The organism is Sulfuriflexus mobilis, from assembly GCF_003967195.1.
Classification (GTDB): domain Bacteria; phylum Pseudomonadota; class Gammaproteobacteria; order AKS1; family AKS1; genus Sulfuriflexus; species Sulfuriflexus mobilis.
On sequence record NZ_AP018725.1, the window covers coordinates 972,548 to 998,028 of the forward strand.

Here is a 25,481-nt window from a genome sequence, read left to right on the forward strand (position 1 = left end):
AAGTAACAAAAATCTTGTGATAGTTTACTGGAAAAAATGTAATTTTGCAGCGTCAGGGCGCGACGGCGCTATTCCCGCATGATTATCAGGCGTTACATCCTGCGTGAGATCGGCACGACCTTACTTGCCGTGACCTCGGTATTGTTGCTGATCTTTTTCAGCACCCGTTTTGTGCGACTGTTGGGTGATGTGGCGGAAGGGCGTCTGCCTGCCGAATTGGTTTTTAGTGTGCTGGGGCTGGAACTGCTGAAAAATCTGGCCTCAATCCTGCCGCTGGCCGTGTTCTTTGCCGTGTTACTGGCCTTTGGCCGCCTCTACCGTGACCAGGAAATGGTCGCCCTGAATGCCAGTGGTATCGGGCAGGCGCAGATCATGCGTATGTTGCTGCTGCTGACGCCGTTTATCCTGGTCCTGAACGGTTATCTGGCACTGTATGCGGCGCCATGGGCCGCAGAAAGGGTTGAGCAGATTCGCCATGCTGCCGAGTACCGTTCTGAGCTGAGCCTGCTCAGTGCTGGGCGGTTTACCGAATCAAAGGACGGTCGCCTGATCATGTACGTGGAGTCGCTGACGGATGATAAGCAACAGCTGAAAAATGTTTTTGTCCAGCGCCTTGGCACAGGCAGCAAGAGCGTTCTCGCCTCCGATACGGGTTATCGCTATGTCGATAAAAACAGTGGTGATGAATTTATGGTCATGGTCGATGGCTACCGTTATGAAGGGGAACCGGGGAAGGCCGATTACCGGATCACGAAGTTTGACAAGCATGCCGTGCGCATTAACGAGAAAAAGGCTCCGCTGGCTATTGCGGGTCGTAATGCCACAGCCTCTGCAGACTTATGGCAGTCGGCAAACCTACGTGAGCAGGCCGAGTTACAAAGTCGCATTATCCTGCCCTTGTCAGCCGTGGCCTTTATGATCCTCGCCGTGCCCATGAGTCGGGTAAAGCCGCGCGAAGGGCGTTATGGCAGATTGTTCAGTGCTGTGGTGATCTATGTTATTTACAATAACCTTATTGGCACGTCGTATAAGTGGGTAGGCAAGGGTGAAATATCACCGTGGATCGGAATGTGGTGGTTGCCATTATTATTACTGCTGACGGCAGCGGTGGTGGTGGCGTGGCAGGTGCGTGGTCAAAGCCTCTGGCATGGCCTGTTACGTAAACCATTAACGGGAACAAAAGCGTGAAGTTGCTCGACAGGTACATCGGTATCAACGTGGTCGGTAGTATCGGCCTGGTGCTGTTGGTACTGATTTCCCTGGACAGTTTTTTTCGCCTGGTACGAGAGCTGAACCAGGTCGGTGAGGGTAACTATAGCTATATTGAAATGCTCCTCTACCTCGTCTTGACCACACCCTACCGGATTGTCGAGTTTTTCCCTATTGCCACCTTGCTGGGAGCGATCACCGGTTTGGGTATGCTTGCCAGTCACAGTGAGCTGGTGGTCATGCGTGCCGCTGGCGTTTCAATATTACGCATTACGCTTTCAGTGATGAAGGCTGGCCTGTTGCTGATTATTGCGGTGATGTTGCTGGCTGAATATGTCGTTCCCACGGCCGAGCAGTTTGCCGAATCACGGCGCACACAGATGCTTGCCAAGCAAACAGCACTAAAGACGGATAACGGTTTCTGGTCACGTGATAAGCGCAGTTTCCTTAACATTCGTGACATTAGACCGACAGGTGATATTGGTAATATTACTATTTATGAGTTTGATGAACAGCATCGACTACGCTCCAGCACCCATGCCAACAAGGCGCTTTATGAAAACGGGCAGTGGGTTCTGTACGGTATTACACAAAGTGATATTGATGTAAGCGGTGTCAAGACCCAGACTTTCGAGCGCGCCCAGTGGGACTCTATCCTGAGCCCGGCATTGTTGAATATTGTCGTGATTGACCCGCTACAGATTTCCATTCGTGATCTATACAGTTACTCAAGCTACCTGCGTGAGAACGGCCAGAATGCCGAGCGTTATGAACTGGCGCTATGGGCGCGTTTGTTTATGCCGGTGGCGATCGCTGTCATGTTATTACTCGCGGTACCGTTTGTGTTTGGGCCCTTGCGTTCGGTGAGTATCGGCCAGCGTATCCTGGTCGGCTTTCTGGTGGGCCTGGCCTTTTTCCTGGTTAATCAAGCCTTTAATCACCTTGGGGTGGTGTATCACATCCCACCGTTGTTGAGTGCATCGTTACCGGCAGGGGTGTTTTTGTTGTTGGCGTTGTTGATGTTGAGACGGGTTTGATTTGGTTTTTTTAAGAGCTTTTGATTATTTAAGAACCATTGTTTTTTTCGCCCTTCCGGCGGGCGAGTTACTTTCTTTGCTCGTGCAAAGAAAGTAACCAAAGAAAGCACGCCCCGCGATTTGCTTGTTTATTCAATTACCATTGAATAAACAAGTCCCCTCACTGCTCAGAAATTCCCGGCACGCGCAGAACTCACGTATTTGCTTAACGGCTAATGCTCTCTTCGGTCGCGCCTACAAATATGCTCAGACAGCTGCGCGTGACCTTCCGAAAATTTCCTGTGCGGCTCGGCTGCATCGAAGGGGATGACCGTAGCGAAGCGTAGGAAATACCTAATGAAACCCGAAGGGGTTCTAAGGTAAAAGAACAACTGCCTTTAAAAACTTAAAAGCTCTTTACAAAAATAAAGCGAAGGCTTTATTTCTTAACCTTCGGCAACATCACCACCCTAGAATCCGAAAACCTGTCATGCAAAGTCCGCTTCTCCTTATCGAACACCATCCACAACATCGCCAGACCACCGGTCATCATCGTCGCCATGCCCGCCATGAAACGCAGCAGCGACTGGCCCAGATTGATGGGACCGCCGTCCATGCTCTCGACGCGCAGGCGCCAGGCACGCATGCCGAGGGTTTGTCCGCCACGGGTCCAGAACCAGGCATAGAACAGGAAACTCAGGATGAACAGGTAGGTCTGGTACCAGGGGTTGCCGGGGTCAATGGCCTCGCCAGCGTTAAAAGGCAGGGCGACGAAGGCGGCGATGAAGAGGATGGCGGCAAGCAGCAAGATATCGTAGACAAAGGCAGCGAGGCGGCGGAGCAGCCCGGCCGGCGGTAATGTCTGGTTATGGGTGTCTGTGGTCATGGTTATGTCGCTTGTACTGCAGTCGGTGGCGCAATTATGAAGGTTTTGGACCTGAATGGGCAGGAAAACTGCCAGAATGCTCGAGGCGATGCTATTATACGGGCACTTATTATCCACTCAAGCATTTGCCTGAACAGGTTTTATCTGAATTTGGACAACTCACCGACAAATCGGCCGGCGCCGAGAATCATCCCGCGTGCCGAACACGCCATTTCCCGCTCGAATATCAGTGAAGAGGCCCTCAAGGTCCTTTACGGGTTGAAGAAGGCCGGGCATTCCGCCTATCTGGTCGGTGGTGCGGTCCGTGACCTGTTGTTGGGTCGTGAACCCAAGGACTTTGATGTCGCCACGGATGCCTCGCCGGAGCAGATACGGGCCGCGTTCCGCAACTGTCGCCTGATCGGGCGGCGTTTTCGCCTGGCGCATATCCATTTTGGCCGCGAGATCATCGAGGTCGCCACCTTTCGTGCGCAACTCGATAGTGAGGCCGAGGGGGATGTGCACATGGAGAATGGTCGCATCATCCGCGATAATGTCTATGGCAGTATCGAAGAAGATGTCTGGCGTCGTGACTTCACGGTCAACTCACTGTATTACAATATTCACGATTTCTCGGTGATCGATTATGTCGGTGGTTATGAAGATGTGCAGCAGGGTCTGTTGCGCCTGATTGGCGATCCCGAACAGCGTTACCATGAAGACCCGGTGCGCATGCTGCGTGCCATACGCTTTGCCTGCAAACTGGGTATGCGCATTGAGGCAGAGACCGAGGCACCCATAAGGCAACTCGCCCCCTTACTCGGGGAGATATCCCCTGCGCGTCTGTTTGAAGAAGTGCTCAAACTGTTTCATGCCGGTTATGCCCTGCAGACCTATGAGCGGTTACGTCACTATAATCTGTTCGGGCAGTTATTCCCGATGACTGAGCGTTCCCTCGCCAGGGAGGAAAACGGCTTTCCGAATATTCTCCTGGCCGAGTCATTACGTAGCACGGACAAGCGTATCGCCGAAGGCAAGCCGGTCAACCCGGCCTTCGTCTTCGCCGCGCTGCTGTGGCAGCCCATGCAGGAGTACCTGCCGAAGTTACACGAGAGCGGTATGCCCGAGGTGCAGGCCATCCAGGTGGCGACGGACAAGGCCTTTACCCGTATGCGTGAGTCTACCTCGATCCCGCGGCGCTTTGCCCTGATGGTGAAAGAGATTTACGTCTTACAGGCGCGTCTGATGCACCGTGCCGGGCGGCGGGCCCTGCGTCTGCTGGAACTGCCGCGTTTTCGGGCGGCATATGACTTTCTGGTCTTGCGCGCCATCGCCGACGAAAGCCTGCGCGAAACAGCTGAGTGGTGGACGCGTATTCAGGAAGTCGAAGGCGATGAACGTGAGGCAATGTTGTTGCCTGCTGAACCAAAAAAGAAGCGTCGTCGTCGTAAAAACCCTCGTAAGAAACCGGAAAGCCATTAATGGTGGAGCGCGTGAGTGCCTATATTGGCCTGGGGAGTAACCTGGGTGAACCGTTAAAACAGTTGCAGACGGCTTTCGCTGCGCTGGATAAACTTACCAACACCCGTGTCAGCAAACGTTCCTCTTTCTATGCCAGCAAGCCGATGGGTCCGGCAGACCAGCCTGATTACATCAATGCCGTGGCAGAGATAGAGACCGCATTAGCCCCGCAGGATTTATTGCTCGCCATGCAGGCCATCGAGCAGTTGCAGGGCAGAGACCGTAGCGGGGAACGTTGGGGGCCACGTACACTGGACCTGGATATCCTGCTCTATGCGGAAGAGGTGATCGCTACCGATAGCCTGCAAGTACCACACCCGGGGCTGGCCGGGCGGGACTTCGTCCTGATCCCACTGGCCGAGATCGCCCCCGATGTTGTGATCCCGGGTCAGTCTGCACTCCGGCAACTGCTTGAGGATTGCCCGGACCATGGGCTGGAACGCCTGCCGGGCTGAGCTGAAACAGGCTACAATAGGAACTTACGGGACCGTATTACGCAGCTATGAGTGAAACAAGACCGGATTTTATTGTCGTAGAAGGGCCAATCGGGGTAGGCAAGACCAGTCTCGCCCGCCGCCTGGCCCGTTCCTTCGGCAGCGAGTTGCTGCTAGAGGGTGCCGATGAGAATCCCTTCCTTGAACGTTTTTACAAAAAACCACGTGAGGCGGCGCTGCCGACGCAGTTGTTCTTCCTCTTTCAGCGTGCCCGACAGATGCAGGAACTAAGGCAGGCCGATATGTTCCGGCCGGTTCGTGTATCGGATTTTTTGATCGAGAAGGACCGTCTGTTTGCCGAACTTACCCTGGAGGACGATGAATTCGATCTCTATGAACAGGTCTATGACAACATGACCATGAATGCCCCGCAGCCGGACCTTGTGATTTACCTGCAGGCACCGGTTGAGGTCCTGCTCAACCGCATCAGCAAGCGCGGCCACGATTACGAACGCAATATCTCGGCCGCCTACCTGCAACGCCTGAATGATTCCTATACGCGCTTCTTTCACCAGTATAGTGCTGCACCATTGTTGATTGTGAATGCCTCCGAGCTGGATTTTGTGAATAACAATCAGGACTACGAGACGCTACTGGAACGGGTAAGGACAGTCCGCAGTGGCCGTCATTTTTTCAATCCACAACCATTCAGCCTCTAACGATGTCACGCCTTGATCTGAAAGCCTTCATGCAGATGAAACAACGGGGTGAGAAGATCACCGTGTTGACAGCCTATGATGCGAGCTTTGCACAACTGTTCGAACAGGCCGGCGTGGAAATTCTGCTGGTGGGTGATTCATTGGGCATGGTCATACAGGGCCATGACTCAACCCGCCCGGTGAGCCTGGATGACATGGTTTATCATTGCAGGGCCGTCGCACTCACTAGTCAATGCTGTTATATCATGGCGGATATGCCGTATCACACCTACCTGCAGCCGACACAGACCGTGGAGAATGCACGGCGCCTTGTCGAGCAGGGTGGGGCACAAATGGTCAAACTCGAAGGCGGGCGCGAACAGCTCGAGGTGATCGAGGCGCTGGTCGCAGCGGCGATCCCGGTGTGCGGCCATCTTGGCCTGTTGCCGCAATCGGTAACGACACCTGACGGTTACAAGGTGCAGGGGCGGGATGCCGAGAGCGCCGAGCGCATCCTTGCAGATGCTATATTACTCGAGCAGGCCGGTGTCAGTATGTTGCTGCTGGAGTGTGTTCCGGCGGAACTGGCCAAACGGATTAGCCAACGCGTAGCGGTTCCTGTGATCGGTATCGGTGCCGGCGTCGACTGTGATGCCCAGGTGCTGGTCAGTTACGACATGCTTGGCATCAGTGGCGGGCACAAGGCCAGGTTCGTGCATAACTTCCTGCGAGGCAATGACAGTATCGAAATGGCCGTGCAGGCCTATGTGCAGGCGGTCAAGGATGGCCGTTACCCCGCCGCTGAACATACTTACCAGTAAAGACCGATGAAACAATTCCAGGATATAAATGCCTTGCACGAACAATTGCAGGCCTGGCGCGCCAGGGGTGAACGCATCGCGCTGGTGCCGACGATGGGCAACCTGCATGAGGGCCATTTGTGCCTGGTTGATGAAGCCAGGCGCCATGCGCAGCGTTGTCTGGTGAGTATCTTTGTCAACCCGACCCAGTTTGGCCCGGGTGAGGACCTTGCCGCCTACCCGCGCACACCGGAGGAAGATTGCGCCTTGCTCGAAAGCCGCGGCGCCGATGCAGTATTCCTGCCGACAGTGGAGGTGATGTACCCGCAAGGCGAGGCCATCAGCACCGGTATCGCCGTCCCGGAGGAACTCGCGAATATCCTCTGTGGCGCCTCGCGGCCGGGGCACTTTAATGGTGTCGCCACCGTGGTGGCGAAACTGTTTAATCTCGTGCAGCCTGAGGTGGCCGTGTTTGGCGAAAAGGATTACCAGCAGTTGCTGGTCATTCGTCGTCTGGTGGCAGATCTGAATATGCCGGTGACGATCATCGGTCTGCCTACTGTCCGCGAGGCGGGTGGCCTGGCGATGAGTTCGCGCAACCGTTACCTCGACGCCGGGCAACGACAACAGGCCGGACAATTGTATGCCAGTCTCGAGGCTTGTTGTGCACGTCTGCAGGCGGGTGATCGTGATATAGCCAGGCTCGAAGAGCAGGCCGTGGTCGCACTGCAGGAAGCCGGTTTCGAACCGGATTATGTCAGTGTCCGCCGGGCGGCTGATCTGGGGTTGCCCGGCAGCGCCGATAGGGACCTGGTCATCCTGGCCGCGGCCGGCATGGGCCAGGCCCGTTTGATCGATAATCTGCGCTGTCGTCGTTAAACAACCCATCACTCGAAAAAAATACCAAAATAATCAAATACTTGTAGGCTGTATTTGAATATATGAGGCGAACGCGGGATAATACGCGCCGGCTCGCTAATGGCGGGCCTTGTTTTCCTACCGCAATACAAGGGCAAGGCATGCACTTAACGATGCTTAAATGTAAGCTCCACCGGGCCTGCGTCACACACTCTGAGCTGGAGTACGAAGGCTCGTGTGCGATTGACGGGCATCTGCTGGAGACAGCAGGGATCCGTGAATACGAGCAGATCCAGATCTATAACGTGAACAACGGTGAGCGCTTCACGACCTATGCCATTCGTGCCGAAGAGGGTTCGGGCATTATTTCCGTCAATGGTGCGGCTGCACACAAGGCCGATCCGGGTGATCGAGTGATTATCTGTAGCTATGTCACACTAAACCAGCAGGAATTGGTGAATTTTCAACCAACCCTGGTGTATCTCGACGAAAACAACGCGATCACCCATACCCGAAATACAATTCCTGTTCAGGTTGCCTGAGTTCGGCCGATACAATATCGAGGTTTCCATGGCTCGCTATGCTCATGGTATACGAACGATATAACAAGGGAAGTGTGAAAAATGGTCGACTCTAATGATGGTCGTGATTTTCGACGGATGGACATCGATTGTGAGGTAGTGGTTCGCCGTATTACCGAGGACGTCATTATCCATGCCCGTGCCACCAATCTCAGTGCCACGGGTCTGATGTTTAGCTGTGCGACCGCACTGAATCTCGACGAAGAGCTGGAGATCAGGATTAATCCGGGTCAGGAAGGTCTTACCCCACCGCTGCATGCCATGGCGCGAGTAGTGCGTGTGGAGGGAGACGAGGCAAGCAGTGGGTTTGCTATCGGTTGTGTGATCACCGAGATGGTCGACTAGGCCACAACAGTTTTATTTTGTTGTTTCCGGTTTTTCTACGGGCAGGCCGGCCATTTTCCATTCCGGGTATCCATCCTCCAGGCGTCGTGCCTGCAGGCCCTTCTCGCGCAGCCGGGCCACGGCATCAAAGGCCAGGACACAATGCGGACCACGACAATAGGCAACGATCTCCTGTCCCGCTGCAAATTCTCCGAGGTGTGACTCCAGTTCCGCGAGCGGCACATTCACGGCCCCCGTCACGTGTCCCGAGGCATATTCCTCGGGAGGGCGGACATCAATCACCGTCACCAGACCCTCACGTGCGCGACGCAGGAGTTCCTCCCGCGGGATGGGTTCGAGGCTGTCCTTGACTGTGAGGTAACTCGTCACCATGTGCTCGACCTCAGCCAGGTGGCGCCCGGCCACGGCACGCAGGGCATCGAGCAGGCCGATGACATCATCGCCGCTGAGCCGGTAATAGACCTTCAGGCCCTGTTTGCGGCTATTCACCAGACCAGACTGGCGAAGTTGCTGCAGGTGTTGCGAGGTGTTTGCCACGCTCAGGCCGGCGACCTTGGCCAGGGACTCAACACTGCGTTCGCCCTGTGCCAAAAACTCTAATAATTCCAGTCTGTTACCATTAGATAGGGCCTTGCCGACGCGGGCAAATTGGGCAAAAAGGTCTTGTTTGAAATGGCCTGATACCATGATATTCCATTGTCCGATAATAACTATTCAATTAATCTATTGAATAGTTGTGAATGTAGAATTAGTATAGCATGCAGTGTAAACAGCGCCACGGCATTGGATTGGCTGGCGGCGCCGTGGTGACGAAATCAGGAGCAGGCAGTGGATATTAATGAATTTGTGATGACGAATGAAAAGGTGATTCGTCTTAGCGCCTTTATCGGTGTATTAACGCTAATGGCTATTTGGGAGATCATCGCCCCCCGACGCGCCCTCACCGTATCGAAGCTGGTTCGGTGGGTGAATAACCTGGGACTGGTGTTTTTCAACAGTTTCATCCTCTACCTGGTGTTTCCGGTAGCCGCCGTCGGTCTGGCCGCCTTTGCCCAGGAAAATGGCTGGGGTCTATTAAATTATTACGATGTGCCCTTTGCCATTGCCGCGATCATTGCCGTGGTTGCACTGGATTTCATTATTTATTTGCAGCACGTACTGGTGCACGCGGTACCTGCCCTGTGGCGTCTACATCGGGTACATCATGCTGACCTGGATTACGATGTCACCACCGGCTCACGCTTCCATACACTGGAAATCATCCTGTCGATGTTGATTAAGTTCGCGACAATTATTGTGCTTGGGCCACCACTCATCGCCGTGGTGATCTTTGAGGTGATACTGAATGTCATGGCCATGTTTAATCACGGTAATGTGGGTTTGCCAAAAACCGTCGACAGGGTCTTACGCTGGTTTGTGGTGACCCCGGATATGCACAGGGTGCACCACTCTGTCGAGGATGATGAGGCAAACAGTAATTTCGGTTTTAACCTTTCGCTATGGGATCGCCTGTTCGGTACCTATCGTGAACAACCACGTGCCGGTCATGAAGGTATGACGATTGGCATTCACAAGTTCCGTACCACCAAAGAGGCCTCATGGTTGCCGGGTATGTTGTTACTGCCTTTCAAGGGCAAGATCAGCGACTATGCGATCAACCGTCGTCAGTGGGATGATAGCGATGAAAAATAATATAACCCGCTGGTCGTTATTGCTGGTAGTGATTGCCGGCATCAGTCTGGCGGTGATTTACCGAGATCAACTGGATGCCTCGGTACTCGAACAGTGGGTACAGCGTGCAGGGACAGCCGGCCCGCTTGTCTTTATGCTGATCTATGCCATTGGTACGGTATTCTTTTTGCCCGGTTCTGTCCTGACCCTCGCCGGTGGCGCCTTGTTCGGGCCGGTATGGGGAACGCTGTATAACCTGACCGGTGCAACCCTGGGCGCGACGTTGGCATTTATTGTCGCCCGCTACCTGACCTCGGGCTGGGTTGAGAAAAAGACTGCTGGTCGTCTGAAACAACTTAAAGATGGGGTTGAGGGAGAGGGCTGGCGTTTTGTCGCCTTTGTTCGATTAGTGCCTTTATTTCCATTTAATCTGCTCAACTATGCGTTGGGGCTGACGCGTATCAAACTTTCGCATTATGTTATTGCCTCGTACCTGTGCATGTTGCCGGGGGCGATTGCCTATACCTATCTGGGTTACGCGCTTAAGGAGGCCGTCGGTGGGGAAGCGGATATACAGGAAATGATTCAGATAGGTATTTTTGCCAGTGCCTTGCTTGCGATAGTTGCATACCTGCCGCGTATCATTGCCCATTTACGTCGTGGCCCGACTTTGCAAGTGGTCGACCTTAAGCAGAAAATTGATCAAGGTGAAGATTTACTGATTCTGGATGTGCGAACACCGGCTGAATTTATCGGCGAGCAGGGGCATATCGCCAGCGCGAAAAATATTCCACTGGAGGCATTAGCCGGCCGGATGGATGAGTTGGCAGAATATCTGGAGCATACGGTGGCGATTGTTTGTCGCACTGATCGTCGTTCAGCCAAGGCTGCACAGTTACTTGCCCGTAAGGGGTATGCCGATGTACATGTCGTGCGTAACGGCATGACGGCCTGGAACAAGGCTGATTATAGTGTAGAACGATAATCGATTCTTAAGATAGGTTGTTTCGGCTTTCCCGGGGGCACACGGGAAGCAGGATTTTGTAAATATGAAGCATGCAATATTTCATTTCCACGCAAACCTCAATGACTTTCTGTCTGCGGAGCAGGTCGACAAGGCCATCCCCTATCAATTTTCTGGCCGACCGGCGATCAAGGACGCCATCGAGGCGATTGGCGTGCCGCATACCGAGGTGGCCGTAATACTGGTTAATGGGGATGCGGTCAATTTTTCATATGGACTGTATGATGGCGATGATGTGCACGTCTATCCACATGCTGAACACCCCGAAGTTGCCAGACAATATTTGCATGCTTTGTTGCCGACGGGGCAGCCAGCGTTTGTACTGGATGTTCACCTGGGCAAGCTGGCACGTTACCTGCGAACAGCTGGCTTTGATACGCTCTACAGTAGCGATGATATGGGGGATGCAAGCATTGCGGATATTGCGGAAGGGCAGGGGCGGATCGTCGTCAGCCGTGATATTGGGCTGCTTAAGCGTTCCAGGATTCGTTATGGTTACTGGCCCAGGCAAACTGAAGCGCGCGCGCAATTTCGTGAACTTGTCTCACACTACAAACTGAAACCCTTATTCAGGCCATTCTCACGTTGCCCGCAGTGCAATGGTGAGGTCGGGGCAGTAGATAAGGCAAGGGTCAGCGACAGCCTTCCTGGCAAGGTAGCAAGTGATCCATTATTGGAAGACTTTGTTCAATGCCATGATTGCGGACAGGTCTACTGGCGGGGCTCCCACTATACTCACATGCAACACTTCTTCGATAGTGTTTGATACATGAAGAGTAAAATAATAAAAGGGCTGCCCTTTTTATTATCGAGATTGTAGATATCCTGGCCTGGCCACTGAACCTTTAGCCAGTATTGCGCATACCCTGTGCAATGGCATTGATCGTACGCAGCAGTGGGTTACGCCAGATGTCACGTTCATCATCACTGACATGCTCATCACGCAGACGATGTAGTAGTGTAGTCTGGATGTGATTAAGCGGGTCCAGGTAAGGGTTACGACGTTCAAGCGAGAAGGCCAGTGCCGGGGTTTCTTCCATGAGGTAGTCACAACCGGAAACCTTCAGCACCTGTTCACGTGTACGCATATATTCGTCGCTGATCTTGCTATGCAGGCGTTCGGCAACTGTGCTGTCTTTACAGAGATCTGCATATTCGCGTGCAATGGCCATATCGCCCTTATAAAGAGCCATTTGCGAGTTACTTAGCAGGGCGCGGAAGAAGGGCCATTCCTTGTACATGCTTTGTAACTTCTCAATGCGCTGTGGGTCATTGTTATGCCATTTGCTCAAGGCGGTACCGATTCCATACCAGGCCGGCAGTGTGTGACGGGACTGCGCCCAACCAAACACCCATGGGATCGCACGGATCGAAGACATGGAACGGTCGGCCTTCTTTCTATGCGAAGGGCGTGAACCGATATTAAGCAGGCCGATTTCTGAAACCGGTGTCGCCTCGTAGAAGTAATCGAGAAAACCCTCGGTGCGGTTAATCAGTTCACGGTAATAATCTTCACCGACCTGGGTCAGTTCGTTCATGATCTCGAGGTATTCGGTCTCGTAGTCTTGCGGTGGCACGATCAGGCTACGGCTGGCCTTCATCAGGCCGGTAACACCCATGCCGAGTTCATAACTGGCGGTTTCAACATTACTGTATTTGTAGGACAGCACTTCACCTTGCTCAGTGAACTTGATTTCACCATGCACAGTATCCACCGGCTGCGAGAGGATCGCATGGTGGGTTGGACCGCCACCGCGGCCGATGGTACCACCGCGGCCATGAAACAGGCGCAGGTCGATGTGGTATTCGCGGGCCAATTCGGTAATTTGACGCTGGGCCTGGTACAGGTTCCAACCAGAGGCGAGGATACCCCCATCCTTACAGGAGTCAGAGTAGCCGAGCATGATTTCTTGACGGTTACCGGCTACCTTGAGCAGGGCGGCGTAGCTGGCATTACTGAAGAGGGCGCGCATGACCGGGTCGATGTGCTTCAGGTCTTCAACAGTTTCAAACAACGGGCTTATAGAGATATCACAGAACCATTCATTATTTTTCTTACCTGCCAGGCCGCAGAGTGAGCCAAGGAACATCACTTCCATGATGTGACTGGCGGCATGCGTCATGGAGATCACATAACTGCCAAAGGCATGTTTGCTGACTTCCTGATGCATCTGTGCCATGACTTCAAATACTTCAACCGTCTCAGAAGTTGGTTCAGTGTAACCAGACTTGTTGAGTTCTATTTGATTAGCGTTACCGAGCAATTCGGTAAGTTTTTCCATTCGAGCCGTTTCATCCAGCGCAGCATAGTCAATACCGCTGGCCTGCAGGATTTCGGTAACGGCCTCGGTATGACGGGTGGATTCCTGTCGAATATCAAGGTGGGCAAGGAAAAAGCCGAAAGTTTCCACCAGGCGTATCAGGTCGAGCAGGTCCTTGTTGGCTATATTTGCATCACCATGGCTGCATAATGATTCATGGATAATGCGCAGATCGGTAAGAAACTCATCCTCAGTGAGGTAGCGGCCTTCATAACGTTCACGGTCATTGCCAGCAAGTTGATTCTTGACTGTGCGCAGTGACAACTCAAGGCGGTAGTGCATGAGGTGAAGTTTATGACGATAGGGTTCATGGCTGAAACGATTGGGGTTATCGGCAAAGGCGCTGCGGCAAATATCATCATCGCATTCCAGGCTTTTGCGGATCGCGGTGCTGGGTTCACAGAGTTGGTCTGAATGGGTGAGTTTATGACCCAATCTGGCAATACGGTTCAGGTATTCCAGCAGCATCTCGCGCTTTTGCATGCGCAGGGCTTCCACCGTCGTCTTTGGTTTTACAAAGGGGTTACCGTCACGGTCGCCGCCAATCCATGAACCGAAACGGATAATGGTCGGGATAGTAATGTTCTTGGCTTCATCACCATAGACCTTGTGGATGGCCTTTTCCAGATAACGGTAGCTGAGCGGCACGGCTTCGAACAGGGATTCACGGAAATAGTACTGGCCGTTGCGGATTTCATCACGGACCTTGGGTTTGTGGACACGAACCTCATCGGTTTTCCACAATACCTGGATCTGTGCCGCAATATCGATGGTAATCTCCTCGCGTTCGTTTTTGCCGAGACGCGGGTCATTCAACTGTTCGCTGGTGACGAAGATACGCCGCAAGGTCTCGAGTATGGTGCGACGTTTGGCCTCAGTCGGGTGGGCCGTAAATACCGGCATATAGTTGAGTTTGCCGAGCAGGGCCTGCAGTTGCTCGGCACTGATGCCCTGGTCATGGAATTCCTGCAGAGTGTGGTCATAAGACCCTTCCCAGAGGGTTTCGCCGGTGCGGACCTGCTGGCGGCGCTGGCGGTGCTGGTAGGCCTCTTCGGCAATATTCACCAGGCTGAAATAGGTACTAAAGGCACGCACGACGTGGGTGGCCAGTTCCGGGTCGAGCCCCTCGATGATCCTTTTCAGACGGCGGGCCCTGGCGGCATCATCCTTTTTGCGCAGGCTGACATAGCCCTTGCGCAGGGTTTCAACGGCCCTGAAGACGCCTTCGCCGGCCTGTTCGTGGAGTACATTGCCGAGCAATCGACCGAGTAATTTGACTCGACTACGGAGCTGTTTATCACTAATCTGGGTTGCCATTGGATTAAAATCGCCTGTAAATCAATTGCTTATAATATTTTGACAAGAGTACCCGATACTTTTGCCAGACAAGGTGGCGCATTATACCCGTTTGCCGTCCTTCGCGCAGGTCCCGGCAAGATACCTTATATAAATGCTCCCATGCGAAGGGCTGCTGGCCTTGTGGTTCTGGACAGAGGCCATTTGGCACAGAGCCGGGAACTGCCTATGCTGGTGGGCATGGCCGGGTAAGACGTGAACCGGTTCAAGGACTATCGGCATGGGCCAGTGGAAAATAGACGGACTCTAATCGCACAAAAGGAACCTGTGATGCCAAACGTGAATATCATTCTTGATTCTATGCATCGGGCAATGCGAAAAAACCCGATTTTCGGCGATCTATTGTCCCTGCAAGATCGAGAATACCTGCTAAAACGTGGCACGATACGTGTTGTCGGGGCCGGTGAGGTGCTTTGTCGCCAATATCAGCGTGACAGGAATGTGTTTATGTTGATCAATGGCGTGGTCGAAGTGACCGAGGAGATCCACAACAAGCAGGTTTCTCTGGGCAAGCTCTGTTCAGGAGAGGTATTTGGGGAAATCGCCGCATTGTTTATGATGCCGCGTATCGCCACGGTCACGGTGATCAGGGATTCCGTCGTACTCGAGATACCGGGGGAGGTGCTGGAGGAATTAATCGAACAGGTGCCAGTGCTTCGTGATGCCGTGTTTGAGCGTTATCATAAACGTAGTATCCAGACGGCCCTGAAGTCAGTGAGTATTTTTAATTCACTCACGGATGAAGCCTTTGATGACATGTGCAAGGTGGCTTCACTGGTGACGGCGCCTAAAGGTGAGTGTTTGATTCGGGAAGGCGAGCTCGGCGATGCCCTGTTTATTATCAATTATGGTGTGGCCCGGGTCTTTACTACCGATGATGATACTGAATTAAATCTTGCCTTGTTGCGTCCGGGTGATTATTTTGGTGAATGGTCGCTGTTAACCGGGGCACCTCGGGCCGCATCAATTGCTGCAGTGACGCAAATGGAACTGGTTCGTCTGGGCTGTGAGGAATTTCTGGAATTTATTCGCAAGTTTCCGGATATTCGCGAGAGTATAGACCTGGTGGCGCATGAGAGAAAATCGCGCACCGAACACGCACGCACACGACCGGAATCAGAGAATGATGTGCAGACAATATTGAATGATATTGAAAATATCCTCGTTGCGGAGCATGAGGTTTGATAAGAAAAGCGCTAAATGTATTTATTGGTAACAAAAAGATATCAGGGTCTGAAATCATGAATGATGATACAAGCAAGTTATCGAAACAGGAATGGCGTCAGCGACTGAGCGATGAGCAGTTCTATGTCTGTCGCGAGAAGGGCACCGAACGTGCCTTTACGGGGGAATACCATGACTGCAAGGAAAAAGGCATTTACCGCTGTGTCTGTTGCGGGGAACCGCTTTTTGATTCGGAGGCAAAATTTAACTCCGGCACAGGCTGGCCGAGTTTCTGGCAGCCACTGGATAACCAGGCAGTAGAGTCAGATATAGATGCCAGTCACGGCATGCACCGTGAAGAAGTACATTGCAGAAAATGCGGTTCTCACCTGGGGCATGTTTTCCCGGATGGTCCGCAACCAACCGGATTGCGTTATTGTATTAACTCGGTTTCATTATTATTGGATAAGAAATAATGTGGGAGATATATTTATGAAAAACATAATATGGCTTGCCGCCGTTCTCTGTCTGCTATCTGCATTCGTGCAGGCCGAGGTGAAAACGCAAGAGGTTACATACAAGGATAATGGCACTGAGTTGAAGGGTTATCTGGCCTATGATGATGCCGTGCAGGGCAAACGCCCGGGCATTCTCGTTGTGCATGAATGGTGGGGACATAATGCCTATGCACGCAAGCGCGCCCGTATGCTGGCTAAACTCGGTTATACCGCGCTGGCCGTAGATATGTATGGCGATGGCAAAACCGCTGATCACCCCGAGGATGCCGGTAAATTTGCCAAGGCCGTAGGTGGCAACCTGCCCCTCGCCAAGGCGCGGTTCCTTGCCGCATTAAACCTGCTGACGGCCCATGAGACGGTAGCCAAGGACAAGACCGCGGCCATCGGTTACTGCTTCGGCGGTGGCATGGTATTGCAGATGGCACGACAGGGCATTGACCTGGATGGTGTGGTCAGTTTTCATGGCAGCGTGGCCACATCAATCCCAGCCGAAAAGGGTAAGGTTAAGGCCCGGGTGCTGGTCTATAACGGTGCTGATGACCCATTTGTGACGGCAGAACAGATCACGGCCTTTAAACAGGAAATGGCCAATGCCGGTGTGGATTATGAATTTGTGAGCCTGGCCGGGGCCAAGCACAGTTTTACCAACCCGGATGCAGATAGTTTTGCAAAGAAATTCAATATGCCGCTGGCCTATAATAAAAACGCCGACGAACAGTCCTGGCAGGGCATGCAGGTGTTCTTCAACAAGATATTTAAATAGGATGTAGAGTTTTTTTGGAAAATCAATTAACCGTAGAGTATGCGAAGGACCGCGAAGAAAAACAAAAAATCATTCTTGTAGGTCGGCTTAGCCATCGGCGATGGCGTAAGCCGACGCGCCTATATTGACATGGGCGTCGGATTACGTCGTTTCACTCCTAATCCGACCTACGCACTAACTTCGCGTTCCTTCGTGTGCTTTGCGGTTAATATCGCATTAATTTTTATTTCTTGGTCTTTTTCTTTTCTTTGGACTTTTCCTTGGCCTTTTTAGCGCGTTTTTTGGAAGCCTCTTTCTTACGCGCAGATGACCATTTCTCTTTTACACGTTCAGTTTTCTTTTTGGGTACCGGACTATCTTCTCGTACTGAGATTTTAGGGCGTGCCTTTTTCTGCTCCGGTTCTTCGGTAAAACTGGAACCGTCGGCAAGACTGATGTTCAGGGGTTTGTGGCAGACACGAACCTTTATCAGATGCTGGAAGTTTGCCTTGGACAGGCCTTTTGGAAGATCGACCATGCTATGGTCATCATAGAGTTTAATATGGCCAATGCTCGCGAAATCGAGACCGACTTCATTGGCTATTGCACCAACGATGTTTTTCGGCATCACGCCATCATCTCGACCTACCTCGATGCGATAGGTAACCATATCGGCATCGCTATCAGTGTTATGACGTTTGGCCTTATGTGGTGACTCGGCGTGACCACGTGGTGAGTCTTTGCGTGGTCGCTCATCTCGATGGCGTGGCAATTCCTGTTTTGCCTTCGGTAATTCTTTCATGCGTAGCGGGCGATCAATTTGCGCCTGTTTCGCAAGTGCGGCGGCGATTTGTTCGACGCTGATTTCATTTTCCTGCTGAATCTGCTCAATGATATCATGGAAGAAATCCAGATCGCCTGAATTAATAGCTTCCAGTACCGTTTCTTTGAACTGGCTGATACGTTTGTTGGTAATGATTTCCGAAGAAGGTAGTTGTACGCGCTCGATCTTCTGTTTGGTGGCACGTTCAATAGCCTGCAACATGCGCATCTCACGTGGCGCAACAAACAGGATGGCACAACCCTTACGACCGGCACGACCGGTACGGCCGATGCGGTGTACATAGGACTCAACATCATTGGGGATGTCATAATTAATGACATGCGAAATGCGCTGTACGTCGAGACCACGTGCGGCGACATCGGTGGCAATGATGATGTCGAGTTTTTTATTCTTTAACTGCTGAACAGTACGTTCACGCACATCCTGGCTGATATCACCATTCAGTGCGGCACAACGGTGACCACGTGCCTCGAGTTTCTCGGCCAGCTCTACTGTCGCGGTACGGGTGCGAACAAAGATGATACTGGCATCAAAGTCTTGAACCTCGAGAATCCGGGTCAGGGCATCAAGCTTGTTGGTGCCACTGACCTGCCAGTAGTGTTGTTCGATGGTCTCGACCGTACTGGTTTTGGTTTTGATCTTGATCTCGGTGGGATCGTTTAGATGTTTACGTGCCACCTTGCGGATGACATCTGGCATGGTCGCCGAAAACAACGCGATCTGGCGTTGCTTGGGTGTTTGTTCGAGGATCCACTCGACGTCATCGATAAAACCCATGCGTAGCATCTCATCGGCCTCGTCGAGCACCAGGGCGCGCAGTGCATCGAGCTTGAGGGTTTTACGGCGCAGGTGATCCATGACTCGGCCGGGTGTGCCGACGATGACATGCGGGCCTCGTTTCAGGTGTTGCAACTGTATGCTCATGCTTTGCCCACCATAGATGGGTAAAACATGAAAACCCTTCAGGTGCCGGGCATAAGTCTGGAAGGCTTCAGCAACCTGGATAGCCAGTTCACGTGTCGGTGCCAGCACCAGAACCTGTGTCTGCTTAAGCTTCAGATCGAGGTTATTTAACAATGGCAGGGCAAAGGCCGCGGTCTTGCCGGTGCCGGTCTGGGCCTGGCCAAGCACGTCATGGCCTGCCAGTAAGTGTGGGATACACTCGGCCTGGATCGGGGACGGGGTTTCGTAGCCGACCTCTTGCAGGACCTGAAGAATGGGAGCGGACAGGGCCAACTGCTCGAAGTTGGCAATCTCGGTAGACATGGGGTGCGCCTTGGTTAGGGGTAATCGCCGGGCTGGCGGATTAGCCGTATAGATAATCTGAGGCGCAATCATACCCGATTTCCTTGCCGACACACAGATAAATGACAATTAATGTGGCTATTTTATCGTTAATTAAAGGCGAAACTGCCCCTAAGGCCTGGGGCCACGGCAACGGTGTGATGTATGGCAGAAACCTATACCGGCCACCTGCCCCGGTGATGAGGGGAGAGTCTTCAACGCCAGCCCATCCAGGGCCGTTATTTGGCCGCAAATGGGCACAAGATCGTTGCAAATTTCATGAAACAGAGAAGTGGTACCGAGGGTCGGACTCGAACCGACAAGGTGTTGCCACCGGGGGATTTTGAATCCCCTGCGTCTACCAATTTCGCCACCCCGGCATGGGTCAGGTCGGGTAGTGTATAGCATTTCTCGCCGGGCTCAAGCCCCGTTTCGGCCAAGGGTCTGTTAGAATCCCGCGCATGCAGCGTAGTGATTTTTACTTTGAACTCCCCCCGGAACTGATCGCCCAGCAACCCGCCCCCGAACGTGGCGCGAGTCGCCTGTTGTGCGTGGATGTCGCCAACGCCGCGCTGACAGATCGCCAGTTTAGTGACCTACCCAGTTTGTTACGCGCCGGTGACCTGCTGGTGTTTAATGATACGCGTGTGATCCCGGCGCGCCTGCACGGTCACAAGGCCAGTGGTGGCAAGGTCGAGGTGCTGATTGAGCGGGTCCTCGATACTAAACATGTGCTGGCTCACGTGCGGGCCAGCAAGACGCCAAGGCCGGGTAATCCATTGCGCCTCGAAGGCTGTATCGATGCCGAGGTGCTGGGGCGGGAAGGGGAACTGTTCAAGCTCCGTTTCAATGACCCACGTGACGTGCTTGAGATACTGGATGCCCACGGGCATATGCCCCTGCCACCCTATATCGAACGCGAGGATGCCGAGCAGGACCGCGAGCGTTATCAGACGGTGTATGCACAACACCCGGGTGCCGTGGCCGCACCGACCGCGGGTCTGCATTTTGATGAGGCGATGCTGGAAACGTTGAAGGCAAAAGGTGTGAACACCACCCAGGTGACCCTGCATGTGGGGGCAGGCACCTTCCAGCCGGTGCGCGTCGATGATATTCGTGAACATCACATGCACAGTGAGACCATCGAGGTCAGTGCCGAAACCGTGGCCGCGATTGAAAAGACCCGTGCCGCTGGCGGGCGTGTCATCGCGGTCGGCACCACCAGTGTCCGTGCCCTGGAGAGTGCCGCGCAGGCGAATAATGGGGTATTGGCGCCGTTCAGTGGCGAGACCGAGATATTCATGTACCCCGGCTATGAGTTTCTGACTATCGATGCGATATTGACCAACTTCCACCTGCCCGAGTCGACCTTGATCATGCTGGTCAGTGCCTTTGCCGGGCATAAGCTTATAATGCAGGCTTATGAGCACGCCGTTGCTGAACGCTATCGTTTTTTCAGTTATGGCGATGCGATGTTTATTAGCCGGGTTTGAGTTGGGAGTTGTGAACGCAGAGGTCGCGAAGGCGCAGAGGGCGCAAAGGGTTATTAATACTATTTATATGGTATGAATAATGGCGAAGCGAATGATTGAGCGCGACACGACGTTCGATAAGTATAAAGCGGTGGTGTATTTTTGCTGTTAGTAAGGGGTGGAGACATTACTCAGAGTAATAACAGGTTTTATTTTTATTTACTTTGCGGCCTCTGCGTCTTTGCGCACTTTGCGTTTCTGACTCGGAATAAAACATTGAGATCGATATGAAGTTTGATTTGATAACTACCGAGGGTCAGGCACGACGCGGCCAGTTGCAGTTTCAGCGCGGCACCGTCGAGACCCCGGCCTTCATGCCTGTGGGCACCTATGGCACGGTCAAGGGCATGACCCCGGAAGAGGTGCGCGAGAGCGGTGCTGAAATCTTGCTTGGTAATACCTTTCACCTGATGTTGCGACCGGGCACTGAGATCATCAGCAAGCACGGTGACCTGCATGACTTCATGCACTGGGAAGGGCCGATACTCACCGATTCGGGCGGTTTTCAGGTCTGGAGCCTCGGTGACCTGCGCAAGATCACCGAGGAGGGTGTGCACTTCAGTTCCCCGGTGAACGGCGACAAGGTCTTTATGGGGCCGGAAGAGTCCATGGCCGTGCAGCGTGCACTCGGTGCCGACATTGTTATGATCTTTGATGAGTGCACGCCATTCCCGGCCACCGAGGAGCAGGCACGAGATTCCATGCAGCTCTCGCTGCGCTGGGCGGCGCGCAGTAAGCAGGCCCACGGTGATAACCCCGCGGCGCTGTTCGGTATCGTGCAGGGTGGTATGTATCCGCAGCTACGTGACGAGTCACTCGCGGGGCTGGTCGAGATCGGTTTTGATGGCTATGCCATCGGCGGGCTGTCGGTGGGGGAGCCAAAGGAAGAGATGTTGAAGGTGCTTGATCACCTGACCCCGCAGATGCCAGAGGACCGTCCGCGTTACCTGATGGGCGTGGGTACCCCCGAAGACCTGGTCGATGGCGTCTGCCGTGGCATAGATATGTTTGACTGTGTCATGCCGACCCGCAATGCGCGAAATGGTCATTTATTCACCAGCGAGGGGGTGGTGCGGATCCGCAATGCCCCCAACCGGGATGACACACGCCCGCTGGACCCGGCGTGCGATTGTTACACCTGCAAAAACTACAGCCGTGCCTATCTGCACCATCTCGACAAGGCCAATGAGATCCTTGGCGCACGCCTCAACACCATGCATAATTTACATTATTATCAGGCACTAATGCGTGATTTACGCGAGGCCATCGCGGCAGGGTCCCTGCAGACATTTGTCAGCGATTTCTATGCAAAACGCGCCCAAACTGCATCGGCTGTGTCATAATAGCGCCAGTTTTTACCAAGAATTAACGAGAGAAGGTGTTATTCCATGAGTTTTTTCATTTCTGAAGCCCTCGCCGAGGGTAGTGCTACGACCTCCGGACAAGGCGACCCGATGACCAGCCTGATTTTTATGGTGGTGATCTTTGCGGTGTTCTATTTCCTCTTGATCCGTCCGCAGTCCAAGCGTGCCAAGGAACACAAACAATTGGTCGCGGCCCTGAGCAAGGGCGATGAGGTGGTCACCTCCGGTGGCATTTACGGTAAGTTGAGCGGTGTCTCGGATGACTATGTTGAAGTCGACATTGCTGAGGGCATCACCGTTAAAATGCAACGTCAGGCCGTGGCCTCGGTATTACCGAAGGGCACCATTAAGAGTCTGTAAACGTAAGAGTCTGTAAACAGACATTGGTAAGGACACGCCACGCCCGGCGCAAGGCCGGGCGCGCACAACATACGCGATAGATAATATGAACCAGTACCCGCTCTGGAAATACCTGTTAATCCTCTTTGTCATTGCCATCGGTGCACTCTATGCCGTGCCAAACCTGTATCCCGGCGAGCCGGCCGTACAGGTGTCGCCGTCGTTACGTGGCGCCAAGCTTGATCCGGGCCTCGCTGACAGGGTCAAGAGCATCCTTGATGACAAGGCCATAGTCTATCGTCGGATTGAAAGCGAGGCCGATAAACTGGTGGTGCGCTTTGATGACACCGAGCTGCAACTCAAGGCAAAGGACATCGTCAAAGAGGAACTGGGTCGTGATTTCGCTGTTGCCCTGAATCTGGTCCCCACCACACCGGAATGGTTGCGCTCACTGAATGCCCTGCCGATGTATCTCGGTCTGGACCTGCGCGGTGGGGTGTATTTTCTCATGGAAGTGGATATGGACGCCGCCGAGCGCCTCGGTGAGGAGCGTTATGTCAGTGACATCCGCTCATCCCTGCGTGAAGAGAAGGTCCGTTACCTGAGCATAAATCGTGTTGCCGGCACTGATACGCGTAATGGAGGTGTCGAGGTCAAGTTCCGTGATGCTGAGAGGCGTGAGCAGGCCCGTGTCGTCATCGCCAAGGAATTCCGCACGCTGGACCTGAACGAAGATGAACGTGACGGGGCCTTCTATCTGCGTGCCAGCCTGAACCGCGATGAGGTCATTGAGACCAAGCGTGTGGCCCTGCAGCAGAATCTTTCCACCCTGCGAAACCGTGTCAACGAACTGGGTGTTGCTGAACCGATTATCCAGCAGCAGGGTGAGTCCCGTATCGTTGTACAACTGCCCGGTGTGCAGGACCCGGTTTACGCCCGCGATATTCTCGGCGCTACCGCCACACTGGAATATCACGCGGTCGATACCGAGAACGATGTGCAGGAGGCCCTGCGTGGACGCGTGCCGCCAGGTTCCCGTTTATACAAGGAACGTAACGGCAACCCGGTGCTGTTGAAGAAACGCCTGATCGTTACGGGTGATATGGTCGTGAATGCCGCCTCCGGTCTGGATCAGCGTGGTGGTAGCCCGATGGTGAGCGTGACACTCGACGATGCCGGCGCCAAGCGCATGCTCAAGTTCACCAAGGAAAACGTAGGCAAACCGATGGCCGTGGTGTATATAGAAACCAAGACCATCGTCCGTAATATTGATGGCAAGGAAGTGCGTCAGCGCAAGAAGATTGAAGAGGTTATCAGCGTTGCCAATATCCTTGAACCCTTCAGTAAGCGCTTCCAGACCACCGGTCTGGATAGCGCGGACGAGGCACGCCAGCTGGCGCTGTTACTGCGTGCGGGTTCTCTGGCGACACCGGTCGATATCGTCGAAGAACGTACCATTGGCCCATCACTGGGACAGGACAATATCGACAAGGGTACACGCTCAGTGATCATCGGTTTCATGCTGGTGTTGGTGTTCATGGCGGTGTGGTACCGTGGTTTTGGTCTGGTCGCCAACCTCGCGCTGACCGCGAACCTGGTCCTGATCATCGCCGTATTGTCCATGCTGCAGGCGACCCTGACCCTGCCGGGTATTGCCGGTATCGTCCTGACCGTGGGTATGGCCGTAGATGCCAACGTGCTGATTTTTGAACGTATCCGGGAAGAGTTACGCATTGGAAACTCGCCACAGGCGAGTATCTCGGCCGGTTATGACAAGGCCATCTCGACGATTGCCGATGCCAATGTCACCACCTTGATCGCCGCGGTTGTCCTGTTCGTGTTTGGTACCGGGCCGATTAAAGGTTTTGCGATCACCCTGTCTATCGGCATCGTTACCTCCATGTTTACCGCCATCATGGGTACCCGTGCAGTAGTCAACCTGGCTTGGGGCAAGCGTCGCCTGAGCAAGCTGTCGATATAGGAATAAGACCATGCAAATTTTCAAGCAAGTCAGCAAATTTAATTTCATGGGCAAACGCCGTCTGGCGATGATATTGTCGTTACTCCTGATGGCCGCCTCAGTCGCATCATTGGCCACCAGGGGACTGAACCTTGGTGTCGATTTTACCGGCGGTGCCGTGATCGAGGTGGGTTATAGCCAGCCCACCGAACTGGCAGGTGTGCGTGCAGCCTTGTCAAAAGACTATGGTGATGCCCAGGTGCAACACTTCGGGGCCTCGACCGATGTGCTGATCCGCATGGCACCGCGTGAAGGCATCAGCAGCGTCGACCTGAGCAAGAAAGTCCTCGATACCTTGCGAGCGGCGACAAAAGACACGGTGGAAATACGCCGTGTCGAATATGTCGGTCCGCAGGTGGGTGAGGAACTGACCGAGCAGGGTGCCCTTGCCATTCTCTATGCCCTGTTTGGTATCTTTGTGTATGTATTTCTGCGTTTCCAGTGGCAGTTCTCGGTGGGTGCGGTCGCGGCATTATTCCATGATGTGTTAGTGACGCTAGGCTTTTTCTCGTTGTTGCAACTCGAGTTCGACCTGACCGTGCTGGCGGCGGTGCTGGCGGTGATCGGTTACTCACTCAACGATACCATCGTGGTGTTTGACCGTATTCGTGAAAATTTCCGTCGCATGCGCACCGAAGCGCCGCTTGATGTGTTCAATGTTTCGATTAATGAAACCCTGTCACGTACCCTGATCACCTCACTGACCACCATGCTGGTATTGCTGGCCCTGTTCTTCCTCGGTGGCGAGTTGATCCACAGCTTTGCTGCCGCTCTGCTTGTCGGTATCTTCGTTGGTACCTACTCATCCATTTATGTGGCTAGTACCGCATCGTTGGCTCTGGGCGTGAGCAAGGCGGACCTGGTGCAGGTGAAACCGGAGAATGTGAATCCCGACGGCTCTCAAGTCTGATTGAACCACTGGAACCCGGTTTAAGCGGACAAAACAAAAACGGCGACTGGTTTCAGTCGCCGTTT

At 53.5% G+C, this 25,481-nt stretch carries 24 protein-coding genes and 1 tRNA gene; 20 read left to right on the forward strand and 5 right to left on the reverse strand.

Annotated features, from left to right (window positions below):
* Positions 1 to 78: 78 nt before the first annotated feature.
* Positions 79 to 1,188 (forward strand): LPS export ABC transporter permease LptF, encoded by a 1,110-nt coding sequence (gene lptF / locus EL386_RS04980; RefSeq protein ID WP_126454019.1) that lies wholly within the window; start codon positions 79 to 81, stop codon positions 1,186 to 1,188.
* Complete coding sequence (lptG, locus tag EL386_RS04985; RefSeq protein ID WP_172597624.1) at positions 1,185 to 2,246, forward strand: LPS export ABC transporter permease LptG; 1,062 nt, start codon at positions 1,185 to 1,187, stop codon at positions 2,244 to 2,246. The genes lptF and lptG overlap by 4 nt, the downstream gene beginning before the upstream one ends.
* A 418-nt stretch (positions 2,247 to 2,664) precedes the next feature.
* Here the strand turns inward: lptG and EL386_RS04990 are convergent, their stop codons facing one another.
* Positions 2,665 to 3,111 carry an RDD family protein gene (locus EL386_RS04990; RefSeq protein WP_126454024.1) on the reverse strand — a complete coding sequence of 149 codons (447 nt, stop codon included), beginning with the start codon at positions 3,109 to 3,111 and terminating at the stop codon, positions 2,665 to 2,667.
* Between the two features lie 36 nt (positions 3,112 to 3,147).
* On the opposite strand from EL386_RS04990, the gene pcnB reads away from it, so the two are divergent.
* The 7 genes from pcnB to EL386_RS05025 all read left to right on the forward strand — a co-directional run bounded on the left by pcnB (position 3,148) and on the right by EL386_RS05025 (position 8,327).
* Entirely contained in the window at positions 3,148 to 4,572 is a 1,425-nt protein-coding gene (gene pcnB, locus EL386_RS04995) for a polynucleotide adenylyltransferase PcnB (RefSeq protein ID WP_126454026.1), read from the forward strand.
* Positions 4,573 to 4,583: 11 nt separating this feature from the next.
* Complete coding sequence (folK, locus tag EL386_RS05000; protein ID WP_338057553.1) at positions 4,584 to 5,066, forward strand: 2-amino-4-hydroxy-6-hydroxymethyldihydropteridine diphosphokinase; 483 nt, start codon at positions 4,584 to 4,586, stop codon at positions 5,064 to 5,066.
* Between the two features lie 47 nt (positions 5,067 to 5,113).
* On the forward strand, positions 5,114 to 5,764 hold the full coding sequence (locus tag EL386_RS05005) for a deoxynucleoside kinase (protein ID WP_126454028.1): 651 nt from the start codon (positions 5,114 to 5,116) through the stop codon (positions 5,762 to 5,764).
* A gap of 2 nt (positions 5,765 to 5,766) precedes the next feature.
* Positions 5,767 to 6,564, forward strand: a complete 798-nt coding sequence (gene panB / locus EL386_RS05010; RefSeq protein WP_126454030.1) for a 3-methyl-2-oxobutanoate hydroxymethyltransferase — start codon at positions 5,767 to 5,769, stop codon at positions 6,562 to 6,564.
* Positions 6,565 to 6,570: 6 nt separating this feature from the next.
* Positions 6,571 to 7,422, forward strand: coding sequence for a pantoate--beta-alanine ligase (gene panC, locus EL386_RS05015; RefSeq protein ID WP_126454032.1), 852 nt, complete (start codon positions 6,571 to 6,573; stop codon positions 7,420 to 7,422).
* 140 nt (positions 7,423 to 7,562) lie between these two features.
* Positions 7,563 to 7,943, forward strand: a complete 381-nt coding sequence (panD, locus tag EL386_RS05020; RefSeq protein WP_126454034.1) for an aspartate 1-decarboxylase — start codon at positions 7,563 to 7,565, stop codon at positions 7,941 to 7,943.
* Positions 7,944 to 8,024: 81 nt separating this feature from the next.
* Entirely contained in the window at positions 8,025 to 8,327 is a 303-nt protein-coding gene (locus EL386_RS05025) for a PilZ domain-containing protein (protein WP_126454036.1), read from the forward strand.
* Between the two features lie 12 nt (positions 8,328 to 8,339).
* Here the strand turns inward: EL386_RS05025 and EL386_RS05030 are convergent, their stop codons facing one another.
* Positions 8,340 to 9,014 carry an ArsR/SmtB family transcription factor gene (locus EL386_RS05030; RefSeq protein WP_126454038.1) on the reverse strand — a complete coding sequence of 225 codons (675 nt, stop codon included), beginning with the start codon at positions 9,012 to 9,014 and terminating at the stop codon, positions 8,340 to 8,342.
* A gap of 147 nt (positions 9,015 to 9,161) precedes the next feature.
* Between EL386_RS05030 and EL386_RS05035 the strand changes: the two genes are divergently transcribed.
* The 3 genes from EL386_RS05035 (at position 9,162) to EL386_RS05045 (ending at position 11,788) form a co-directional block, all read left to right on the forward strand.
* Positions 9,162 to 10,019, forward strand: coding sequence for a sterol desaturase family protein (locus EL386_RS05035; protein ID WP_197722206.1), 858 nt, complete (start codon positions 9,162 to 9,164; stop codon positions 10,017 to 10,019).
* Positions 10,009 to 10,983: a VTT domain-containing protein gene (locus EL386_RS05040; protein WP_126454040.1), complete on the forward strand. Its 975-nt coding sequence runs from the start codon at positions 10,009 to 10,011 to the stop codon at positions 10,981 to 10,983. Before EL386_RS05035 ends, EL386_RS05040 begins: the two co-directional genes overlap by 11 nt.
* A 64-nt stretch (positions 10,984 to 11,047) precedes the next feature.
* Positions 11,048 to 11,788 (forward strand): Mut7-C RNAse domain-containing protein, encoded by a 741-nt coding sequence (locus EL386_RS05045; RefSeq protein ID WP_126454043.1) that lies wholly within the window; start codon positions 11,048 to 11,050, stop codon positions 11,786 to 11,788.
* A 79-nt stretch (positions 11,789 to 11,867) separates the two neighbouring features.
* On the opposite strand, the gene ppc is transcribed toward EL386_RS05045, so the two are convergent.
* On the reverse strand, positions 11,868 to 14,660 hold the full coding sequence (ppc, locus tag EL386_RS05050) for a phosphoenolpyruvate carboxylase (RefSeq protein ID WP_126454045.1): 2,793 nt from the start codon (positions 14,658 to 14,660) through the stop codon (positions 11,868 to 11,870).
* Positions 14,661 to 14,969: 309 nt separating this feature from the next.
* Between ppc and EL386_RS05055 the strand changes: the two genes are divergently transcribed.
* From EL386_RS05055 to EL386_RS05065, 3 genes are read left to right on the forward strand one after another with little or no spacing between them, the layout of a single operon-like run.
* The gene (locus EL386_RS05055; RefSeq protein WP_126454047.1) at positions 14,970 to 15,884 is read left to right on the forward strand and encodes a cyclic nucleotide-binding domain-containing protein; all 915 of its coding nucleotides are present in this window, start codon (positions 14,970 to 14,972) and stop codon (positions 15,882 to 15,884) included.
* 56 nt (positions 15,885 to 15,940) lie between these two features.
* The gene (gene msrB, locus EL386_RS05060) at positions 15,941 to 16,339 is read left to right on the forward strand and encodes a peptide-methionine (R)-S-oxide reductase MsrB (RefSeq protein ID WP_126454049.1); all 399 of its coding nucleotides are present in this window, start codon (positions 15,941 to 15,943) and stop codon (positions 16,337 to 16,339) included.
* Between the two features lie 16 nt (positions 16,340 to 16,355).
* Complete coding sequence (locus tag EL386_RS05065; protein WP_126454051.1) at positions 16,356 to 17,144, forward strand: dienelactone hydrolase family protein; 789 nt, start codon at positions 16,356 to 16,358, stop codon at positions 17,142 to 17,144.
* Between the two features lie 223 nt (positions 17,145 to 17,367).
* Here the strand turns inward: EL386_RS05065 and EL386_RS05070 are convergent, their stop codons facing one another.
* On the reverse strand, positions 17,368 to 19,233 hold the full coding sequence (locus EL386_RS05070) for a DEAD/DEAH box helicase (RefSeq protein WP_126454053.1): 1,866 nt from the start codon (positions 19,231 to 19,233) through the stop codon (positions 17,368 to 17,370).
* A 311-nt stretch (positions 19,234 to 19,544) separates the two neighbouring features.
* A tRNA-Leu gene (locus EL386_RS05075) sits at positions 19,545 to 19,631 on the reverse strand.
* Between the two features lie 81 nt (positions 19,632 to 19,712).
* Here EL386_RS05075 and queA point away from each other — a divergent pair.
* The 5 genes from queA to secF all read left to right on the forward strand — a co-directional run bounded on the left by queA (position 19,713) and on the right by secF (position 25,416).
* Positions 19,713 to 20,744: a tRNA preQ1(34) S-adenosylmethionine ribosyltransferase-isomerase QueA gene (gene queA, locus EL386_RS05080; protein ID WP_126454055.1), complete on the forward strand. Its 1,032-nt coding sequence runs from the start codon at positions 19,713 to 19,715 to the stop codon at positions 20,742 to 20,744.
* Between the two features lie 266 nt (positions 20,745 to 21,010).
* The gene (gene tgt, locus EL386_RS05085) at positions 21,011 to 22,126 is read left to right on the forward strand and encodes a tRNA guanosine(34) transglycosylase Tgt (RefSeq protein WP_126454058.1); all 1,116 of its coding nucleotides are present in this window, start codon (positions 21,011 to 21,013) and stop codon (positions 22,124 to 22,126) included.
* Positions 22,127 to 22,171: 45 nt separating this feature from the next.
* On the forward strand, positions 22,172 to 22,507 hold the full coding sequence (gene yajC / locus EL386_RS05090) for a preprotein translocase subunit YajC (RefSeq protein WP_126454066.1): 336 nt from the start codon (positions 22,172 to 22,174) through the stop codon (positions 22,505 to 22,507).
* 85 nt (positions 22,508 to 22,592) lie between these two features.
* Complete coding sequence (gene secD / locus EL386_RS05095) at positions 22,593 to 24,467, forward strand: protein translocase subunit SecD (protein ID WP_126454068.1); 1,875 nt, start codon at positions 22,593 to 22,595, stop codon at positions 24,465 to 24,467.
* Between the two features lie 10 nt (positions 24,468 to 24,477).
* Positions 24,478 to 25,416: a protein translocase subunit SecF gene (gene secF / locus EL386_RS05100; protein WP_126454070.1), complete on the forward strand. Its 939-nt coding sequence runs from the start codon at positions 24,478 to 24,480 to the stop codon at positions 25,414 to 25,416.
* The last annotated feature ends 65 nt before the right edge of the window (positions 25,417 to 25,481 follow it).

What these genes read in the sequence shown, in the direction of transcription:
- EL386_RS04990 (WP_126454024.1), bottom strand. Translation starts at nt 3,111, where the DNA reads ATGACCACAGACACCCATAACCAGACATTACCGCCGGCCGGGCTGCTC.
- lptF (WP_126454019.1), top strand. Translation starts at nt 79, where the DNA reads ATGATTATCAGGCGTTACATCCTGCGTGAGATCGGCACGACCTTACTT.
- panC (WP_126454032.1), top strand. Translation starts at nt 6,571, where the DNA reads ATGAAACAATTCCAGGATATAAATGCCTTGCACGAACAATTGCAGGCC.
- EL386_RS05030 (WP_126454038.1), bottom strand. Translation starts at nt 9,014, where the DNA reads ATGGTATCAGGCCATTTCAAACAAGACCTTTTTGCCCAATTTGCCCGC.
- yajC (WP_126454066.1), top strand. Translation starts at nt 22,172, where the DNA reads ATGAGTTTTTTCATTTCTGAAGCCCTCGCCGAGGGTAGTGCTACGACC.
- tgt (WP_126454058.1), top strand. Translation starts at nt 21,011, where the DNA reads ATGAAGTTTGATTTGATAACTACCGAGGGTCAGGCACGACGCGGCCAG.
- secF (WP_126454070.1), top strand. Translation starts at nt 24,478, where the DNA reads ATGCAAATTTTCAAGCAAGTCAGCAAATTTAATTTCATGGGCAAACGC.
- EL386_RS05065 (WP_126454051.1), top strand. Translation starts at nt 16,356, where the DNA reads ATGAAAAACATAATATGGCTTGCCGCCGTTCTCTGTCTGCTATCTGCA.
- msrB (WP_126454049.1), top strand. Translation starts at nt 15,941, where the DNA reads ATGAATGATGATACAAGCAAGTTATCGAAACAGGAATGGCGTCAGCGA.
- EL386_RS05055 (WP_126454047.1), top strand. Translation starts at nt 14,970, where the DNA reads ATGCCAAACGTGAATATCATTCTTGATTCTATGCATCGGGCAATGCGA.
- EL386_RS05005 (WP_126454028.1), top strand. Translation starts at nt 5,114, where the DNA reads ATGAGTGAAACAAGACCGGATTTTATTGTCGTAGAAGGGCCAATCGGG.
- EL386_RS05070 (WP_126454053.1), bottom strand. Translation starts at nt 19,233, where the DNA reads ATGTCTACCGAGATTGCCAACTTCGAGCAGTTGGCCCTGTCCGCTCCC.
- secD (WP_126454068.1), top strand. Translation starts at nt 22,593, where the DNA reads ATGAACCAGTACCCGCTCTGGAAATACCTGTTAATCCTCTTTGTCATT.
- ppc (WP_126454045.1), bottom strand. Translation starts at nt 14,660, where the DNA reads ATGGCAACCCAGATTAGTGATAAACAGCTCCGTAGTCGAGTCAAATTA.
- pcnB (WP_126454026.1), top strand. Translation starts at nt 3,148, where the DNA reads ATGAAGGTTTTGGACCTGAATGGGCAGGAAAACTGCCAGAATGCTCGA.
- panD (WP_126454034.1), top strand. Translation starts at nt 7,563, where the DNA reads ATGCACTTAACGATGCTTAAATGTAAGCTCCACCGGGCCTGCGTCACA.
- panB (WP_126454030.1), top strand. Translation starts at nt 5,767, where the DNA reads ATGTCACGCCTTGATCTGAAAGCCTTCATGCAGATGAAACAACGGGGT.
- EL386_RS05025 (WP_126454036.1), top strand. Translation starts at nt 8,025, where the DNA reads ATGGTCGACTCTAATGATGGTCGTGATTTTCGACGGATGGACATCGAT.
- queA (WP_126454055.1), top strand. Translation starts at nt 19,713, where the DNA reads ATGCAGCGTAGTGATTTTTACTTTGAACTCCCCCCGGAACTGATCGCC.
- EL386_RS05045 (WP_126454043.1), top strand. Translation starts at nt 11,048, where the DNA reads ATGAAGCATGCAATATTTCATTTCCACGCAAACCTCAATGACTTTCTG.
- EL386_RS05040 (WP_126454040.1), top strand. Translation starts at nt 10,009, where the DNA reads ATGAAAAATAATATAACCCGCTGGTCGTTATTGCTGGTAGTGATTGCC.